Raw genomic sequence first — 17861 nt, 5'->3', positions numbered from 1 at the left:
ATGATGAAAGGTGGCATGGCCGGCCTGATGAAGCAGGCACAGCAGATGCAGGAAAAAATGGCCAAGATGCAGGAAGAACTGGCCAACGCTGAAGTCACCGGCAAGGCCGGCGGCGACATGGTCACTGTGGTGATGACCGGTCGTCACGACATCAAGCGCGTGAGCATCGATCCGAGCCTGCTCGAAGGCGTCAGCGAAGATGACCGTGAAGTGCTGGAAGACCTGTTTGCCGCGGCGGTCAACGACGCCGTGCGCAAGATCGAGTCCAACAGCCAGGAAAAAATGTCCGGCATGACCGCCGGCATGCAACTGCCTCCAGGCATGAAGCTGCCGTTCTGAGTCGCCCAGGCGCTTCGGATGGACGCACACAAGCCAGGCCTCGAGCCTGGCTTTTTTTATCCTATCGATAAGCGCTGTACTGTTGGTGGGAGCCGGCTTGCCGGCGAAGGCCGCCCGGACCCTTCCGCAGAAACATCGAACGCCACGGCCCTCTCAGGGTCTGCACCCTATACCGTCCTCTCCAATCCTCGAAACAGGAGTGTCTGTGATGCCGCAAACATTGACCCTCAACCAGCGTGTGGTGCTGGTTTCCCGCCCTCAGGGCGCGCCGGTCCCGGAGAACTTTCGCCTGGAGCGAGTCGCCTTGCCGGAGCTGGCCGATGGCCAAGTCCTGCTGAAGACCCTCTACCTGTCCCTGGATCCCTACATGCGTGGACGCATGAGCGACGCGCCGTCCTATGCCGCACCGGTGGAAATCGATGAGGTCATGACCGGTGGCGCGGTGAGTCGGGTCGAACGCTCGCTGAATCCGAAGTTTCAGGAAGGCGATCTGGTGCTGGGCGCCACCGGCTGGCAGAGCCACTGCATCAGCGATGGCCGCAACCTGATACCCGTGCCTTCCGGCCTGCCCAGCCCCTCCATGGCCCTGGGTGTGCTGGGCATGCCCGGCATGACTGCCTACATGGGGCTGATGGACATCGGCCAGCCCCAGGCCGGGGAAACCCTGGTGGTGGCCGCGGCCTCCGGCGCCGTGGGCTCGGTGGTAGGGCAGGTGGCCAAGCTCAAGGGGCTGCGGGTGGTGGGCGTGGCAGGTGGCGCCGAGAAATGCCGGTATGTGGTTGAGGAGCTGGGCTTTGATGCCTGCATCGATCACAAAAGTCCGGACTTTGCCGACGAACTGGCCCAGGCTTGCTTCAAGGGCGTGGACATCTATTTCGAGAACGTCGGCGGCCAGGTATTCGATGCCGTGCTGCCCCTGCTCAATCCCAGGGCCCGCATTCCCCTGTGCGGGCTGATTGCCCAGTACAACGCCCGGGAGCTGCCACCGGGGCCGGACCGCCTGCCGCTGTTGCAGCGCACCTTGTTGACCAAGCGGGTGCGGATGCAGGGCTTTATCGTCTTCGACGACTACGGCGACCGTCATCCGGAATTCATCAAGGCCATGGCGCCCTGGGTGCTTGAAGGCAAGGTCAAGTTCAAGGAGGACGTGGTGCAGGGCCTGGAGCAGGCTCCCGAAGCCTTTATCGGACTGTTGGAGGGGCGCAACTTCGGCAAGCTGGTGGTCCAGGTTGCGCCGGACGCGAGCATTTGACGCTACCCCGAGGCGCGGGTATAAACCGCGTCTCGTCGTTTTGTCGGACCTTTGCCCATGAGCTTCAGCCCCCTGATTCGCCAACTGATCGACGCCCTGCGCACTTTGCCAGGCGTGGGTCAGAAAACCGCCCAGCGCATGGCCCTGCAACTGCTCGAACGTGATCGCAGCGGCGGCTTGCGTCTGGCCCAGGCCCTGAGCCAGGCCATGGAAGGGGTCGGGCACTGCCGTCAATGCCGGACCCTGACCGAAGACGAACTGTGCCCGCAGTGCGCCGATCCACGCCGTGATGACACGCTGCTGTGCGTGGTGGAGGGTCCGATGGATGTCTACGCGGTGGAGCAGACCGGCTATCGCGGGCGTTACTTCGTGCTTAAAGGCCACTTGTCGCCTTTGGATGGCCTGGGCCCGGAAGCCATCGGCATTCCACAGTTGCTGGCGCGGATCGAGGAGCAGGGCAGCTTTACCGAGGTCATCCTGGCCACCAATCCCACGGTGGAGGGCGAGGCCACGGCTCACTACATTGCCCAACTGCTGACCAACAAAGGCCTGATCACCTCGCGCATCGCCCATGGCGTGCCGCTGGGGGGCGAGCTGGAGCTGGTGGATGGCGGCACCCTGGCGCACTCCTTTGCCGGTCGCAAACCCATAGCCTTGTAGCGTTCGTTCGCGCCAGCCGTTGTACCGGCTGGCGTGACGACACGGATCGCCTTGAAAACCAAGCAAGCGCTTGGTAAGTTCCCTCGACCCTTCAGAGGAGCTTGCCGATGTCTGCCTGCCAGGAATACTTCGACCCCAGCCACCAGTTGGTCCGCGACAGCGTGCGACGTTTCGTCGAGCGCGAAATTCTCCCCGAGATCCAGCAGTGGGAGGAGGCCGAAAGCTTTCCCCGCGAGTTGTATCTCAAGGCCGGTGCCGCCGGGATTCTCGGCATCGGCTACCCCGAAGCCCTGGGCGGCAGTCACGAGGGCGATCTGTTCGCCAAGATCGCCGCCAGCGAAGAGTTGATGCGCGGTGGTTCCGGCGGCCTGGTGGCAGGGCTGGGGTCGCTGGATATCGGCCTGCCGCCCATCGTCAAATGGGCTCGCCCCGAAGTGCGCGAGCGCGTGGTGCCACAGGTGCTGTCCGGAGAGAAGATCTGCGCGCTGGCGGTGACCGAGCCCAGTGGCGGATCGGACGTGGCCAACCTGCAGACCCGCGCCGTGCGCGACGGTGACCACTATCGGGTCAGCGGCAGCAAGACCTTCATCACCAGCGGCGTGCGCGCCGATTACTACACCGTCGCGGTGCGTACCGGGGATCCGGGCTATGGCGGCATCAGCCTGCTGTTGATCGAGAAGGGCAGCCCCGGTTTCACGGTGGGCCGGCAGTTGAAAAAGATGGGCTGGTGGGCCTCGGACACCGCCGAGCTGTTTTTTGACGATTGCCGGGTGCCGGTGGGCAACCTGATCGGTGCCCAGAACATTGGCTTCGCCTGCATCATGGGCAACTTCCAGAGTGAGCGCCTGGCCCTGGCGCTGATGGCCAACATGACCGCACAGATGGCGCTGGAGGAGAGCCTGAAGTGGGCCCGGCAGCGCGAGGCGTTCGGCAAGCCCATCGCCAAATTCCAGGTGCTCAAGCATCGTCTGGCGGAGATGGCCACGGCCCTGGAAGTGTCCCGGGAATTCACCTATCGCCAGGCAGCACAGATGGCGGCCGGCAAAAGTGTGATCAAGGAGATTTCCATGGCCAAGAACTTCGCCACCGACACCGCCGACCGCATCACCCACGATGCGGTGCAGATACTCGGTGGCATGGGCTACATGCGCGACAGTCTGGTGGAGCGCCTGTATCGGGATAACCGCATCCTGTCCATTGGCGGCGGCACCCGCGAAGTGATGAACGAAATCATCAGCAAGCAGATGGGACTCTAGTCAGGTTCTGCAATCCGCAGCGCTCTGCCGTTCTTCTGGCAGACAAGCAGGAGGCCGGCCCCGGCAAGTTGCTGGGGACGACTGTCGGTGTTGGCTTCAGCGTTCGCTCAAAGAGAACTGGGTCAGGCAGAAAGTCGGGATGCCCATGTCTTCCAGCTTTTGCGAGCCGCCCAGTTCCGGCAGGTCGATGATGGCGGCTGCCTCGTAGATCTTCGCGCCCATGCGGCGTACCAGGTTGGCGGCGGCGATCAGGGTGCCGCCGGTGGCAATCAGGTCATCGAACATCAACACCGAGTCGCCTTCGCACAGGCTGTCGGCATGCACTTCGAGGAAGGCTTCGCCGTATTCGGTCTGGTAGCCTTCGGCGAGCACATCGGCCGGCAGCTTGCCCTGCTTGCGGAACAGGATCAGTGGCTTGTTCAACTGGTAGGCGATGATCGAACCGATCAGGAAGCCTCGGGCATCCATGGCGCCGATGTGGCTGAAGTCTTCTTCGACATAACGCTGGGCGAAACTGTCGGCCACCAGGCGCAGGGCACGGGGAGACTGAAACAGGGGAGTGATGTCACGGAAGATCACCCCGGGTTTCGGGAAGTCGATGACGGGGCGGATCAGGGATTTGATGTCAAAGGAGTCGAAGGCCATCTTCAGGTGTCCTGGCGGGCAATTTAGGCCGCGCCATTATAGCCGCGACCGAGCGCCTTGGCTCAGTCGCGAACGCCGTGGATCAGCCTTCTACAGAGCCCCCGGCCAGGGCGCACAGCTGGATCGGATCGAGGATGTGCACTTCCTTGCCTTCGGCGGCAATCAGTTCGTTCTGCTGGAAGCGGGTGAACACCCGGGACACGGTTTCCACCGCCAGGCCCAGGTAGTTGCCGATTTCGTTGCGCGACATGCTCAGGCGGAACTGGTTGGCCGAGAAGCCGCGGGCGCGGAACCGGGCCGACAGGTTGACCAGGAAGGTGGCAATGCGTTCGTCGGCGGTCTTTTTCGACAGCAGCAGCATCATTTGCTGGTCGTCACGGATTTCCCGGCTCATGACGCGCATCAACTGGCGGCGCAGTTGCGGCAGTTGCAGGGCCAGTTCGTCGAGACGTTCGAAGGGGATTTCACACACCGAAGTGGTTTCCAGAGCCTGTGCCGAAACCGGATGGCTTTCGGTGTCCATGCCGGACAGCCCCACCAACTCGCTGGGCAGGTGGAAACCGGTGATCTGCTCTTCACCGCTGTCGCTAAGGCTGAAGGTTTTCAGGGCGCCCGAACGCACGGCATACACCGAGTCGAAGCCGTCACCCTGACGGAACAGAAATTCGCCTTTTTTCAATGGGCGGCCACGTTTGACGATTTCGTCCAGCGCGTCCATGTCTTCCAAATTCAAGGAAAGTGGCAGGCACAGAGGGGCCAGGCTGCAATCCTTGCAATGGGCCTGGTTATGAGCGCGCAGTTTAACTGGCTCGGACATTCTAGAATCCTTGTGGGAAAACACACATAAGCCGTAAGGGTAACTCACGGGAGGAGGTTCCGGCCAGTCCGTGCCGTATTAACTGTGAGTCGTAAAGCAATCCTTTTGTGGGTCGATAACCTGTTAACGAAAACAACTTGGAGCGCCGCAACTATGTCCTTTGTTGGCGGTATTACTAATGGCAGCAATAACTTGCAGCCACTTTCTGAATCCTCGAAAAGCGATCAGGCTGATGAACTAAGGGCGTCGCCGTTAGTTGCAGAACCTGTGGTAGGAGAGGGCGTCAAAGTGTCGCTGTCGGGGGCCGGACTGAAGAAATCCTCCAGTGCTGCGGGCGATGACAGTGACATCGAGGAAAGCGGCCTGCCCGAAAATATTCAACAACTCCTCAAAATGATCAGAAAATTGCAACAACAGATTGCTGAAAAGCTGGCCCAGCTTCAGGCCGTCATGGCCGACAAGCGCCTGAGTCCGGAAGAGGCCAAGGCCAGGGTCGGCAGCCTGCAATCGGCCCTGGCGGCCCTCAACAGCGGATTGCTGACCGCCAATGCCGCATTGGCCAAGGCGATGAGGGATGCCGGCTTGAGTGCCGAGCAGGTGGCGAAGGCCTCTGCACTGCTCATGAAATCCTAGATGACCCGGGAAAAACGCTGGCGATTCTGCTGCCCGAGATAGGCATCAAAGATCATGCATACCGAACGTACCAACAGGCGTCCCGCCGGAAGTACGGTGATGGCCTCGGGGCTTAGTTGAATCAGTCCATCGTCGTCCATCTCCTGCAAGTCTGGCCATAGTTCATTGAAGTAGCCGCGAAAGTCGATATTGAAGGCTTGCTCTATATCTTCGAACTTAAGACTAAAGTTGCAGATCAGTTGTTGAATAACTTCACGGCGCAGACGGTCGTCGGCATTGCAGACCAGGCCGCGACTAGTGGCCAGTTGCGCGCCTGCCAAGGCATTTTGGTAGTGCGTAAGATCGCTGCTGTTCTGGCAATACAGATCACCAATCTGGCTGATCGCGGAAACGCCCAAGCCGATCAGATCGCAATGACCATGAGTGGTGTAACCCTGGAAGTTGCGCTGCAGGGTCGACTCTTCCTGGGCGATCGCCAATTCATCATCGGGAAGGGCGAAATGGTCCATGCCGATGTAGCGATAACCGGCGGCGGTCAGTTGTTCGATGGTGCGTTGCAGCATTTCCAGTTTCTCCGCCGGGGCCGGCAGTTCACTGCCGTTGATCCGTCGTTGCGGCATGAAGCGCTCGGGCAGATGGGCGTAGTTGAACACCGAGAGCCGATCGGGCTGCAGGCTGATGACTTCTTCCACGGTGCGGGCGAAGTGTTCCGGAGTCTGCTTGGGCAGGCCGTAGATCAGGTCGATGTTGATGGAGCGAAATTGCAGGGTGCGCGCCGCCTCGATCACCGCCCGGGTTTCCTCCAGGCTTTGCAGGCGGTTGACCGCGCGCTGCACCGCCGGATCCAGGTCCTGCAGGCCGATGCTGACCCGATTGAAGCCCAGCTCTCGCAGCAGGCCCATGGTCGACCAGTCGGCTTCGCGAGGATCGATCTCGATGCCGTAGTCGCCGGAGTCATCCTCCAGCAGGTTGAAATGCTTGCGCAGCAACGCCATCAGCTGGCGCAACTCGTCGTGATTGAGAAAAGTCGGGGTGCCGCCGCCGAAATGCAGTTGCTCGACCCGCTGGCTGGGCGCCAGGTGGCAGGCGATCAGTTGCATCTCCTGTTCCAGGCGTTGCAGGTAGGGCAGGGCCCGGCTGCGATCCTTTGTGATGACCTTGTTGCAGGCGCAGTAGTAGCAGATGTTGGCGCAGAACGGGATGTGCACGTACAGCGACAGCGGGCGCTGGGCCTTGCGGCTGTCACGCAGGGCGTGCAGCAGATCGAAGGCGCCGACCTGGCTGTTGAATTGCACGGCGGTCGGGTATGAGGTGTAGCGCGGTCCCGCCAGGTCATAGCGGCGGATCAGATCTGTGTCCCAACGAATGGCGTCGAGCATGCGGGAATTCCCCCGGATAGGCTGGCAGTGTTCGCGAGTCTAGGAGGTTAGGCGCGCGGCCATCTTGACTTGTATCAAGGGTGTTCGGGAGCTGCCGGGGTAGCGCTGGCGGGGCTTGGGGCTGCGGTTGCCGGGCACAGCCCCGGGGTCAGTGGCCCATCAGCCAGTGCTGGTGAGGGCCGGGCAGGGTCCAGAGGCCGAAGAGGATGACCAGCAGGCCTCCGGTCAGGCGCACGCTGCGTCGCCGCAACAGGGCCGTGACCCGTTCCGCCGCCAGGCCGGTGGCCAGCAGGACCGGCCAGGTGCCCAGGCCGAAGGCCAGCATCAACAGGGCGCTGTCCAAGGCATTGCCCTGGCTCGCAGACCACAGCAGGGTGCTGTACACCAGGCCGCAGGGCAGCCAGCCCCAGAGTGCCCCCAGGAGCAAGGCGCGGGGCAGGCTGGAAACCGGTAACAGACGATTGGCCACTGGCTGGATATGCCGCCACAGGCCCTTGCCCAATCCTTCGACGCGGGTCAGGCCGCTCCACCACCCGGCGAGGTACAAGCCCATGGCAATCAGCAGCAGCCCGGCCAGTATGCGCATGAACAGCGCCACCGGGCTGTTGGCCACCGCCCAGCCGGCCAGGCCCAGCAACAGGCCGGCCAGGGCGTAGCTGAGGATGCGGCCCAGGTTGTAGGCCAGCAACAGGCGAAATCGCCGGCTGCGCTGTTCCCGGGGGATCGCCAGGGTCAGGGCGCCCATCAGGCCGCCGCACATGCCCAGGCAGTGGCCGCCGCCCAGCAGACCGAGTATCACTGCCGACACCAGCAGGGGAGCCAGCTCAAGCATGGGGTGGTTCCGTTTTGCGGGTGGCTTCGCTCGGGGCGTCGGGCTGGCCCTTGGCTTCGTCCACCGCGGCGGTGTGGCTGGGGTCCTGATCGTCGAACAGGATGCTGTGGGCCGGGCCGTCGAGGTCGTCGTACTGACCGCTGTCCACGGCCCAGAAGAAGATGTAGATGGCGATGGCCACGATCAGCAGTGCGGCCGGGATCATCACATAAAGAGCTGGCATCTGGACTCCAGGCCCGGCGGCTCAGGCCGGCAACGGGCGGGGTTCGGGGGCGCTGGCACTGGCGGCCGGCCGCGGCATGCGGGTCAGGCGCAGGGCATTGAGCACCACGGTCAGGGAACTGATGGACATGCCGACCGCGGCCCACACCGGGGTGATCCAGCCGAGGGCGGCGAACGGCAGCATCAGGCCATTGTACAGTCCGGCCCAGAGCAGGTTCTCGATAATCACCCGGCGGGTCCGGCGGGCCAGGCTGAAGGCCTGTACCAGGGCGTCCAGGCGATTGGACAGCAGCACCGCATCGGCGCTGGTCTTGGCCAGGTCGGTGGCCGAACCCATGGCGACGCTGATATCAGCGGCAGCCAGCACCGGCACGTCGTTGACGCCATCGCCGAGCATCAGCACTTTGCGGCCCTGTTGATGCAGTTGTTGCAATACCTGCAGTTTGTCGTCCGGACGCAGACCGCCCCGAGCCTCGTCGATCTGCAGTTCGGCGGCGACGCTGGCGACCATCGGCGAGCTGTCCCCGGACAGCAGCAGGGTATGCCAGCCGCGAGCCTTGCAGGCGGCCAGGAGTGCCGGGGCGTCGCTGCGCAGCCGGTCATCGAGTACCAGCCAGGCGAGGGCACCCTGACTGTCCCCCAGCAACAGCCACTGGCCGGCTTCATCGGGCATGGGCGGAACCTTGCAGCCGCTGAGTTCGCAGACGTAGGCTGGTTGGCCGATCCGCAGGCGCCGTTCGCCCACCAGGCCTTCCAGGCCCAGGCCCGGGCTGCTGGTGACATCCTCGGCGGCCACCGGGGCACGGCCGAAGGCTCGGGCGATCGGATGCTCGGAACGGTTCTCCAGGGCGGCGGCGAGACTCAGGCAGTCATCGCTGGATAAGCTGCCCAGGGGGCGGATGGAGCGCAGCGCCAGGCGCCCTTCGGTGAGGGTGCCGGTCTTGTCGAAAATCACCGTATCGATCTGGTTCAAGCCTTCCAGCACATGGCCGCGGGTCAGCAGCAGGCCAAGCTTGTGCAGGGTGCCGGTGGCGGCGGTCAGGGCGGTCGGGGTGGCCAGGGACAGCGCGCAAGGACAGGTGGCGACCAGCATGGCCAGGACGATCCAGAAGGCGCGCGAGGCGTCCAGTTGCCACCACAGCAGGCCGATGGCGGCGGCCGCGATCAGCGAGAACAACAGGAACCACTGGGCCGCCCGGTCGGCGACTTCGGCCAGCCGCGGTTTCTCCGCCTGGGCGCGGTCCAGCAGGCGGACGATGGCGGACAGCCGGGTGTCCTGGCCCAGGGCCTGGACTTCCACCGTCAGCGCGCCTTCGACGTTCAGGGTGCCGGCCGTGACGCTATCGCCCAGGCCGCGGGGTTGCGGCAGGTACTCGCCGGTGAGCAGGGATTCGTCGATGCTCGACTGGCCATCGAGGATCTTGCCATCGGCTGGCAGCACAGCACCGGGGTGCACCAGCACCCGGTCGCCCAGGCGCAGTTCGGTGAGCAGGATGCGTTCGCTTTGGCCGTCCTGGCCCAGGCGCAGGCAGGAGGCAGGCAACAGGTTGACCAGTTGCGCGGTGGCCGCCGCGGTGCGTTCCCGGGCCCGACGCTCCAGGTAGCGGCCGGCAAGCAGGAACAGGGCAAACATGCCCACCGCGTCGAAGTAGAGTTCGCCGACACCGCTGATGGCGGTCCAGATTCCCGCCAGGTAGGCGCCGCCGATGGCCAGGGATACCGAGACATCCATGGTCAGGTGACGGGTGCGCAAGTCGCGCATGGCGCCCTTGAAGAAGGGCGCGCAGCTGTAGAAGACGATGGGGGTGGTGAGGAACAGTGCGACCCAGCGCAGGATGGTGTGCAGCTCCGGGCTCAGGTCGATATTGAATTCCGGCCAGGTGGCCATGGTCGCCATCATGGCCTGGAACCACAGCAGTCCGGCGACCCCCAGCTGGCGCAGGGCCAGGCGGTTCTCGCTGGCCAGTTGCTCGGAGGCGCGATCCGGCTGGTAGGGGTGGGCTGCGTAGCCGATGTGGCGCAGCTCGCTGAGCACCTGGCTCAGGGGCAGTTGACTGTCGGCCCAGCGCACATGCAGGCGATGGTTGGACAGGTTGAGTCGGGCCTCGGCCACTGCCGGCAGGCTGCGCAGGTGTTTTTCGATCAGCCAGCCGCAGGCGGCGCAACTGATGCCTTCCATGAGCAGAGTGGTTTCGGCCAGTTCGCCTTGGTGACGGACGAAAGGCTGCTGCACGTCGGCACGGTCGTACAGTGCCAGTTCGTCAACCAACTGCACGGGCAGGGCTTCGGGGTTGGCCGAGGCTTCACTGCGGTGGCTGTAGTAGTGCTCCAGGCCGCCGGCGACGATGGCCTCGGCCACTGCCTGGCAGCCAGGACAGCAGAACTCCCGGGATTCGCCGAGCACGACGGCGGTGAACCGGCTGCCGGCGGGAACCGGCAGGGCGCAGTGGTAGCAGGGCAGTGGCGTGGTCATCGGCGATCTTTGTGGTCGGGGAAAAACTCATCGCCGGCCGCTCGACTCCAGCCCTGAAAAAGGGGGGAGGCGGCGCACCGGCGATGGACGACGGGGGCGATCAGTTCAGGTCTTCCGCCCCTTGCAGCGGCTCGTCACCCAGCAACAGGTCCTTGTCGTGGCTGACCTGTTCCTCTTCGAACATGCGCCAGGTCTTGTCGCCTTCGACGCCCAGCAACTCGACGAAGCGTCGGCCTTCGACCTGATCGCTCAACTGGCCGATGTAGCGGCCGTGTTCGGTTTCGCTGCGGGCCAGGGTGATCTTGCGGTCTTTCTCCGGCTGGGTCGGCGAAATCAGGTTCAGCTCCAGGGTCTTGGGCTGGCTGTCGCCGCTCAGGCGCAGTTCCACTTCGCCGGTCAGTTCGTCGAGGTGCACGCTGGCGCGCATCTTCAGGGTCTGGGCCAGCAGTTCGCGGTCCAGGGAGCGGTTGATGCCCTTGCCGGCCTCGTAGTAGTTGTCGTTGACCAGGTTGTCCGGATTGTTCACGGCAATGGTCACCATGGACAGGGTCAGGGTCACCGAACAGGCGAGAATGCCAATGATGATCCAGGGCCAGAGGTGTTTGTACCAGGGGCTGGTGGCGGTGGCTGCGGGCATGATCACTTCTCTTGGCTCTTAACGGATTTGGGGGCCGATGAATCGGCTCTTGGCTTCAATGTGGACGCTGCTGTCGTCGGCATCCTCAAGGATGAACTTCACCTCGTTGGTGGTCGAGGGCAGGTGTTCCGGAGCAATCGACAGCTCCACCGGCATGCTGACGATATCGCCGGCCACCACGTGGATTTCGCGCTTGCCCTGCAGCTTCAGGTCCGGCAGGCCGGCGGCGTCGAGCACATAGGTGTGATCGCGCTGGTCCTTGTTCATGATCTTCAGGCTGTAGACGTTCTCGATCCGCCCTTCGGCGTTCTCGCGGTACAGCACGCGGTCCTTGCTGACATCGAAACCCACCAGCGAGCGCATGAAGAACGCGGTGATCAGCAGGCTGATCATGGCCAGCAGCACCAGGGCGTAGCCAATCAGGCGTGGGCGCAGTTTATGGGTTTTCTGTCCGGAGAGGTTGTGCTCGGTGGTGTAGCTGATGAGCCCGCGCGGATACTCCATCTTGTCCATGATGCTGTCGCAGGCGTCGATGCAGGCAGCGCAGCCGATGCATTCGATCTGCAGGCCGTCGCGGATGTCGATGCCGGTCGGGCAGACCTGGACGCACATGGTGCAGTCGATGCAGTCGCCCAGGCCCTGGGCCTTGTAGTCGGCGCCTTTCTTGCGCGGACCACGGCTTTCGCCACGGCGCGGGTCGTAGGAGACGATCAGGGTGTCCTTGTCGAACATCACGCTCTGGAAGCGCGCGTAGGGGCACATGTAGATGCACACTTGCTCGCGCAGCCAACCGGCGTTGCCGTAGGTGGCCAGGGTGAAGAAACCGACCCAGAAATACGACCAGCCATCGGCCTGGCCGGTGAAGAAGTCGATGACCAGTTCACGGATCGGCGAGAAGTAGCCGACGAAGGTCATGCCGGTGACGAAGCCGATCAGCAGCCAGAGGCTGTGCTTGCTCAGCTTGCGCAGGAATTTGTTGGCGCTCATGGGCGCCTTGTCCAGCTTGATGCGCTGGTTGCGGTCGCCTTCGGTGACCTTTTCGCACCACATGAAGATCCAGGTCCAGACGCTCTGCGGACAGGTGTAGCCGCACCAGATACGTCCGGCATAGACGGTGATGAAGAACAGGCCAAAGGCGGCAATGATCAACAGGCCCGAGAGCAGGATGAAATCCTGGGGCCAGAACGTGGCGCCAAAGATGAAGAACTTGCGCTCCGGCAGGTTCCACCAGACCGCCTGGTGGCCGCCCCAGTTGAGCCACACGGTGCCGAAGTACAGGAGGAACAATCCGGCGCCGCCAAGCATGCGCAGATTGCGGAACAGGCCGGTGAAGGCGCGGGTGTAGATTTTTTCCCTGGAGGCGTAGAGATCGACGCTGTTGGTCGCGTTTTTGGCAGGCGGGGTAACGTCTTGTACGGGAATCTGGTTGCTCATCATTGCATCCCACGGCAGTGGAAAAATGCCTCGGTCAGTACGTGCCGACCGCGGTCAAAAGGGGTGTTGCAGTGGCGCAATGATACGCCTGTAGCTCTAGCGCAAGGGTGCGACCTTTGGTCGCGTTGGGAGAAATCAACTGATGGTGTAATGACTTGAATCAATTGACTTGTGGATTATGGACTCTTTTGCCCGTCGCGCCGTTCAATTCTTCCGGGGAGCGGGCAGGTGTACGCCGCAGGTTTTGACGTCCGCCATATTGTCGAAACCTGGCGACCGGGTTGCCGGAAAGGCTGATCCGCCGTCGCGCATCACTCGATGCCAGGCGCAAACAAAACGGCCCCGCCAAGGTTGATTGGCGGGGCCGTCGGGTGTTGCTTTCAGGCGTCGGTCTTACTCGGCGTCGGCCTGCTTGTCACCGTGGGACAGGCTGTAGACATAAGCCGCCAGCAGGTGAACCTTGTCGTTGCCTTGCAGTTGTTCCTGCGCAGGCATCACGCCCTGACGGCCGTAACGAATGGTCTGCTGCAGTTGCGCAAAGCTCGAACCGTAGATGAAGGCTGCCGGGTGGGTCAGGTTGGGCGCGCCCATGGCTGGGGTGCCTTTGCCCTCCGGACCGTGGCAGACCGCGCAGTTGGCGGCGAACAGTTTCTGGCCATTGACCGGGTCGGCCTTGATGCCTTCCGGCAGCTTGCGACCGTCGAGGTTGGTCAGGACATAAGCGGCAACGTCGCTGACGCCTTGTTCCTTGATCGCGTCCAGCCAGGCCGGCATCACCGCGTGGCGACCGCCCATGATGGTGGCCTTGATGGTCTCCGGCTCGCCACCCCAGCGCCAGTCGGCGTCGGTCAGGTTGGGGAAGCCATAGGCGCCCTTGGCGTCGGAGCCGTGGCAGACCGAGCAGTTGGAAGCGAACAGGCGACCGCCCATTTTCAGGGCTTGCGGGTCCTTGGCCACTTCTTCGATAGGCATCGCAGCGTATTTGGCGAAGATCGGACCAAACTTGGCATCCGACTTGGCCATTTCCTTTTCCCACTCGTGCACGCCGGTCCAGCCGGACTGGCCGTTGGCGAATGGGGTCTGCTTCTCGTTATCCAGGTAGTTGTAGCCCGGCAGGACGCCTTTCCAGTTGCCCAGGCCCGGGTACAGCACCAGGTAACCCAGGGCGAAGACGATGGTGCCGACGAACAGCATGAACCACCATTTCGGCAGTGGGTTGTCGTACTCCTCGATCCCGTCGAAGGAGTGGCCGACCGTCTCGTCGGTCTGCTCGGCGCGCTGGCCCTTGCGGGTCGACAGCAGCAGCCAGGTCAGGGCGAAGATGGTACCCAGACTGAGGGCTGTGACGTACAGACTCCAGAACGTAGTCATTCTTTGTTACTCCTAGAAGCTTGCTCGACGTGCTTGATGGCGTCGGGATCATCCGCGAACGGCAGCAAGGTTGCGTCTTCAAACTCGGACTTGCGCTTGGGGCTGAACACCCAGAGCGCCAAGCCGATGAAGGCCACCATCACAACAAGGGTGCCCAGGCCACGAATCATCCCGATATCCATCTAGATCACCGTTTGCTTTTGATGATGGTGCCCAGGCCTTGCAGATAGGCTACCAGCGCGTCCATTTCGGTTTTGCCCTTCACAGCATCCTTGGCGCCGGCGATGTCTTCGTCGGTGTAAGGGACGCCGAGCTTGCGCAAGACTTCCATTTTCTTCGCGGTGTCTTTGCCGTCGAGCTTGTTTTCTACGAGGAACGGATAAGCCGGCATCTTCGACTCGGGGACCACGTTGCGCGGGTTGTACAGGTGCGCACGCTGCCAGTCATCGGAGTAGCGACCGCCCACTCGGGCCAGGTCCGGACCGGTACGCTTGGAACCCCACAGGAACGGGTGATCCCAGACGCTTTCACCGGCCACCGAGTAGTGGCCATAACGTTCGGTTTCAGCACGGAACGGACGGATCATCTGCGAGTGGCAGCCGACACAGCCGTTGGCGATGTACACGTCGCGGCCTTCCAGTTCCAGGGCGGTGCGCGGCTTCATGCCTTCCACCGGCTTGTTGGTGACGTCCTGGAAGAACAGCGGGACGATCTGGGTCAGGCCGCCAATGCTGACGGCGATGACCATGAAGAAGGCCAGCAGGCCAATGTTCTTCTCGACTACTTCGTGCTTCATCAGTGAGCTCCAACTACAGCGATCTGAGCGGCGGCTTCAGCTTCAGCCGGGTTCGAGGCGCGAACGGTGCGGAACACGTTGTACGCCATGATCAGCATGCCGGTGGCGAAGAACGCACCGCCCAGGGCGCGGACGATAAAGCCCGGGTGACTGGCTTGCAGCGCTTCGACGAAGGAGTAGGTGAGGGTGCCGTCATCGTTGATTGCACGCCACATCAGGCCCTGAGTGATGCCGTTGACCCACATCGAGGCGATGTACAGCACGGTACCGATGGTCGCCAGCCAGAAGTGGGTGTTGATCAGGCCGATGCTGTGCATCTGCTGACGGCCGAAGACTTTCGGGATCAGGTGGTACAGGGCGCCGATGGAGATCATCGCTACCCAGCCCAGAGCGCCGGCGTGTACGTGGCCGATGGTCCAGTCGGTGTAGTGCGACAGCGAGTTGACGGTCTTGATCGCCATCATCGGACCTTCGAAGGTCGACATGCCGTAGAACGCCAGGGACACCACCAGGAACCGCAGGATCGGGTCGGTGCGCAGCTTATGCCAGGCGCCCGACAGGGTCATCATGCCGTTGATCATGCCGCCCCAGCTCGGAGCCAGCAGGATGATCGACATGGCCATGCCCAGGGACTGCGCCCAGTCCGGCAGTGCGGTGTAGTGCAGGTGGTGCGGACCGGCCCAGATGTACAGGGTGATCAGCGCCCAGAAGTGCACGATGGACAGGCGATAGGAGTAGATCGGACGCTCGGCCTGCTTGGGTACGAAGTAGTACATCATCCCCAGGAAGCCGGTGGTCAGGAAGAAGCCCACGGCGTTGTGGCCGTACCACCACTGGATCATCGCGTCAGTCGCACCGGCGTAGGCCGAGTAGGACTTGAAGAAGCTGACCGGCAGGGAGGCGTGGTTGACGATGTGCAGCATCGCGGTGACCACGATGAAGGCACCGTAGAACCAGTTGCCGACGTAGATGTGCTTGGTCTTGCGCTTGGTGATGGTGCCAAAGAACACCAGGCCGTAGGTGACCCAGACGATCGCCAGCAGGATAGCCAGGGGCCATTCCAGTTCGGCGTATTCCTTGGTGGTGGTGTAACCCAGTGGCAGGGTCACGATCGCGCCGACGATCACCGCTTGCCAGCCCCAGAAGGTGAAGGCCGCGAGGCTGTCGGAAATCAGTCGCGTCTGGCAGGTTCGCTGCACGACATAGTAGGAGGTGGCAAACAATGCACATCCACCGAAGGCGAAAATTACCAGGTTGGTGTGCAGCGGGCGCAGGCGTCCAAAGGTCGTCCATGGCAGACCGAAGTTCAACTCCGGCCAGACCAGTTGCGACGCGATGAAGACACCGAGCCCCATGCCAAGGATCCCCCAGACCACCGTCATGATGGCGAACTGGCGGACTACCTTATAGTTATAAGCAGTCGGACTGATTGCTGTGCTCATTCTAAGGTTCCACGGTTTGGGTGTTTTATTAGGGATAAAAATCGGTCGCAAGTATGGAGAAAGCAGGGGGTCATTGCAACGCGCTATGACCTGGGTCAATGCGTTCCATGCCTGATTCTGCGGCCTTTCCCTATGCCGAGTAGGGACAAATATTGTCCTCGGGCAAACTGTCGCAGTGGACAAAAAATCGTGGGGGTCAGGTCAGTTGTAACCGGGTGTGTGGAAGCTCGTGGATCAGCTGACAGGCGGTAAGTCAGTCGACAGCCGGTATAAACCAGCCTTTGCGGCCTGTCATTGAGGAAAGCTCCGAACGTCAGGGATACCGATGGCCTGTGACCAGCCATTGCCAGTCCACTTCGGGGCAAGCTTAGACCTGATTGGGATCAGTGCAAACGCGGCGGGGGAGAGGGGTGCGACACTTGGTCGCAAAGCGGCAGGGAGGAAAGCTTCAAGCGGCAAGCTGCAAGTGAAATCTCGCAGCTTGCCGTTGATTTTTTACTTGTCGCCTTCAGCTTGTGGCTTGTCGCTGTTGTGGTGGGACAGGCTGTACACGTAGGCGGCCAGCAGTTGCACCTTGTCATTGCCGAGCAGTTCGCTCTGCGCTGGCATGTGGCCCTGGCGACCATGACGGATGGTCTGTTGCAGTTGCGCCAGGCTGGTGCCGTAGATGAAGCCGGCCGGCTGGGTCAGGTCGGGCGCGCCCATGATCTGGGTGCCCTTGCCGTCGGCGCCGTGACAGGCCACGCAGGTGGTGCTGAACGCTTGCTGCCCGGCTACCAGGTCGGCGTCGCTGTCGGCTGGCAGAGGCAGGCCGGCCAGTTCGTGACGGACATAAGCCGCTACGTTCTTCACGCCTGCTTCCTTGAGCACTTCGCCCCAGGCCGGCATGGCTGCCATGCGGCCGCCCATGATGGTGGCCTTGATGGTGTCGGCACTGCCGCCCCAGCGCCAGTTGTCGTCCGCCAGGTTGGGGAAGCCGAAGGCACCCTTGGCGTCCGAGCCGTGGCACACCGAGCAGTTGGAGGCGAACAGGCGTCCGCCCATCTTCAGTGCTTGCGGGTCCTTGGCTACTTCTTCCACGGGCATGGCTGCGAATTTGGCGAAGATCGGACCAAACTTCACGTCCGCCTTGGCCATCTCCTTTTCCCATTCCTTGGTCTGGGTCCAGCCGTCTTCATAGCCCGGCAGGATGCCTTTCCAGTTACCCAGGCCCGGGTAGAGGATCAGGTAGCCCACGGAAAACACCAGGGTCCCGGCGAACAGCAGGAACCACCATTGCGGCAGGGGGTTGTCGTACTCCTCGATGCCATCGAAGGCGTGGCCCATGGTCTGGTCCACGCTGCCCTTGGTTTCACCCTTGCGGGTGCCAACCAGCAGCCAGGTCAGGCCGATCAGGCTGCCGATGGTCAGTACGCAGATCCACGTACTCCAGAAGGTGGTCATGGCCGAATGCTCCTTGTTGCAGGCTCTTGAGGTTGAGCGTCATCAGTTGTGTTGCCGGCCGGTGCCGCACCCGGCATCGGGTCGTCGGCGAAGGGCAGCAGGCGTGCCTGGGCAAACTCGGGATTGCGTTTGGAGTTGAACACCCAGATCGACAGGCCGACGAAGGCGATCATCACCACCAGGGTCCCGAGCCCGCGGATCATGCCGCTATCGAGTTCAAAACCCATGGC

Annotated in this window: 19 protein-coding genes; 5 read left to right on the top strand and 14 right to left on the bottom strand. The window is 62.6% G+C overall.

The annotated features are described in order from the left end of the window. The 4 genes from GGI48_RS05255 to GGI48_RS05240 all read left to right on the top strand — a co-directional run bounded on the left by GGI48_RS05255 (position 1) and on the right by GGI48_RS05240 (position 3507). Positions 1-339 (top strand): YbaB/EbfC family nucleoid-associated protein, encoded by a 339-nt coding sequence (locus GGI48_RS05255; protein ID WP_015634779.1) that lies wholly within the window; start codon positions 1-3, stop codon positions 337-339. A gap of 208 nt (positions 340-547) precedes the next feature. Beyond that, a complete protein-coding gene (locus GGI48_RS05250; protein WP_179597338.1) occupies positions 548-1591 on the top strand; it encodes an NADP-dependent oxidoreductase in 1044 nt (347 codons plus the stop codon). Positions 1592-1648: 57 nt separating this feature from the next. Next, positions 1649-2251: a recombination mediator RecR gene (gene recR / locus GGI48_RS05245; protein WP_016966588.1), complete on the top strand. Its 603-nt coding sequence runs from the start codon at positions 1649-1651 to the stop codon at positions 2249-2251. 107 nt (positions 2252-2358) lie between these two features. Beyond that, positions 2359-3507 (top strand): acyl-CoA dehydrogenase family protein, encoded by a 1149-nt coding sequence (locus GGI48_RS05240; protein ID WP_179597336.1) that lies wholly within the window; start codon positions 2359-2361, stop codon positions 3505-3507. Between the two features lie 96 nt (positions 3508-3603). Here GGI48_RS05240 and GGI48_RS05235 read toward each other — a convergent pair whose 3' ends face one another. Both GGI48_RS05235 and fnrA read right to left on the bottom strand, forming a co-directional pair. Next, positions 3604-4152: an adenine phosphoribosyltransferase gene (locus GGI48_RS05235; RefSeq protein WP_016966592.1), complete on the bottom strand. Its 549-nt coding sequence runs from the start codon at positions 4150-4152 to the stop codon at positions 3604-3606. An 82-nt stretch (positions 4153-4234) separates the two neighbouring features. Then, on the bottom strand, positions 4235-4969 hold the full coding sequence (gene fnrA / locus GGI48_RS05230; RefSeq protein ID WP_011060230.1) for a Crp/Fnr family transcriptional regulator FnrA: 735 nt from the start codon (positions 4967-4969) through the stop codon (positions 4235-4237). A gap of 153 nt (positions 4970-5122) precedes the next feature. On the opposite strand from fnrA, the gene GGI48_RS05225 reads away from it, so the two are divergent. After that, a complete protein-coding gene (locus tag GGI48_RS05225) occupies positions 5123-5602 on the top strand; it encodes a hypothetical protein (protein ID WP_016966595.1) in 480 nt (159 codons plus the stop codon). Here the strand turns inward: GGI48_RS05225 and hemN are convergent. From hemN to GGI48_RS05165, 12 genes are all read right to left on the bottom strand, one after another. Then, positions 5599-6981 carry an oxygen-independent coproporphyrinogen III oxidase gene (gene hemN, locus GGI48_RS05220; RefSeq protein ID WP_016966597.1) on the bottom strand — a complete coding sequence of 461 codons (1383 nt, stop codon included), beginning with the start codon at positions 6979-6981 and terminating at the stop codon, positions 5599-5601. The two genes, GGI48_RS05225 and hemN, sit on opposite strands and share 4 nt — an antisense overlap. Before the next feature lie 148 nt (positions 6982-7129). Next, on the bottom strand, positions 7130-7813 hold the full coding sequence (locus tag GGI48_RS05215) for a sulfite exporter TauE/SafE family protein (RefSeq protein ID WP_047302953.1): 684 nt from the start codon (positions 7811-7813) through the stop codon (positions 7130-7132). Next, the gene (gene ccoS, locus GGI48_RS05210) at positions 7806-8036 is read right to left on the bottom strand and encodes a cbb3-type cytochrome oxidase assembly protein CcoS (RefSeq protein WP_179597334.1); all 231 of its coding nucleotides are present in this window, start codon (positions 8034-8036) and stop codon (positions 7806-7808) included. The genes GGI48_RS05215 and ccoS overlap by 8 nt, the downstream gene beginning before the upstream one ends. A 21-nt stretch (positions 8037-8057) precedes the next feature. Further along, on the bottom strand, positions 8058-10508 hold the full coding sequence (locus GGI48_RS05205; RefSeq protein ID WP_179597332.1) for a heavy metal translocating P-type ATPase: 2451 nt from the start codon (positions 10506-10508) through the stop codon (positions 8058-8060). 100 nt (positions 10509-10608) lie between these two features. After that, complete coding sequence (locus GGI48_RS05200) at positions 10609-11145, bottom strand: FixH family protein (protein WP_016966603.1); 537 nt, start codon at positions 11143-11145, stop codon at positions 10609-10611. Between the two features lie 18 nt (positions 11146-11163). After that, entirely contained in the window at positions 11164-12579 is a 1416-nt protein-coding gene (gene ccoG, locus GGI48_RS05195; RefSeq protein ID WP_016966605.1) for a cytochrome c oxidase accessory protein CcoG, read from the bottom strand. A gap of 393 nt (positions 12580-12972) precedes the next feature. Next, positions 12973-13950: a cytochrome-c oxidase, cbb3-type subunit III gene (ccoP, locus tag GGI48_RS05190; RefSeq protein ID WP_179597330.1), complete on the bottom strand. Its 978-nt coding sequence runs from the start codon at positions 13948-13950 to the stop codon at positions 12973-12975. Next, positions 13947-14132, bottom strand: coding sequence for a CcoQ/FixQ family Cbb3-type cytochrome c oxidase assembly chaperone (locus GGI48_RS05185; RefSeq protein ID WP_011060239.1), 186 nt, complete (start codon positions 14130-14132; stop codon positions 13947-13949). Before GGI48_RS05185 ends, ccoP (GGI48_RS05190) begins: the two co-directional genes overlap by 4 nt. 5 nt (positions 14133-14137) lie before the next feature. Beyond that, positions 14138-14746, bottom strand: coding sequence for a cytochrome-c oxidase, cbb3-type subunit II (gene ccoO, locus GGI48_RS05180; protein WP_016966609.1), 609 nt, complete (start codon positions 14744-14746; stop codon positions 14138-14140). Next, positions 14746-16188, bottom strand: a complete 1443-nt coding sequence (gene ccoN / locus GGI48_RS05175) for a cytochrome-c oxidase, cbb3-type subunit I (RefSeq protein ID WP_011060241.1) — start codon at positions 16186-16188, stop codon at positions 14746-14748. Before ccoN ends, ccoO begins: the two co-directional genes overlap by 1 nt. 495 nt (positions 16189-16683) lie before the next feature. Then, on the bottom strand, positions 16684-17631 hold the full coding sequence (ccoP, locus tag GGI48_RS05170; protein WP_179597328.1) for a cytochrome-c oxidase, cbb3-type subunit III: 948 nt from the start codon (positions 17629-17631) through the stop codon (positions 16684-16686). Further along, the gene (locus tag GGI48_RS05165; protein ID WP_016967269.1) at positions 17628-17858 is read right to left on the bottom strand and encodes a cbb3-type cytochrome oxidase subunit 3; all 231 of its coding nucleotides are present in this window, start codon (positions 17856-17858) and stop codon (positions 17628-17630) included. Before GGI48_RS05165 ends, ccoP (GGI48_RS05170) begins: the two co-directional genes overlap by 4 nt. Positions 17859-17861 lie beyond the last annotated feature (3 nt).

Source organism: Pseudomonas protegens (assembly GCF_013407925.2).
Taxonomy (GTDB): domain Bacteria; phylum Pseudomonadota; class Gammaproteobacteria; order Pseudomonadales; family Pseudomonadaceae; genus Aquipseudomonas; species Aquipseudomonas fluorescens_AP.
Note: the sequence above shows the minus strand (reverse complement) of the source record. Positions and strands in the feature narration are given on the sequence as shown.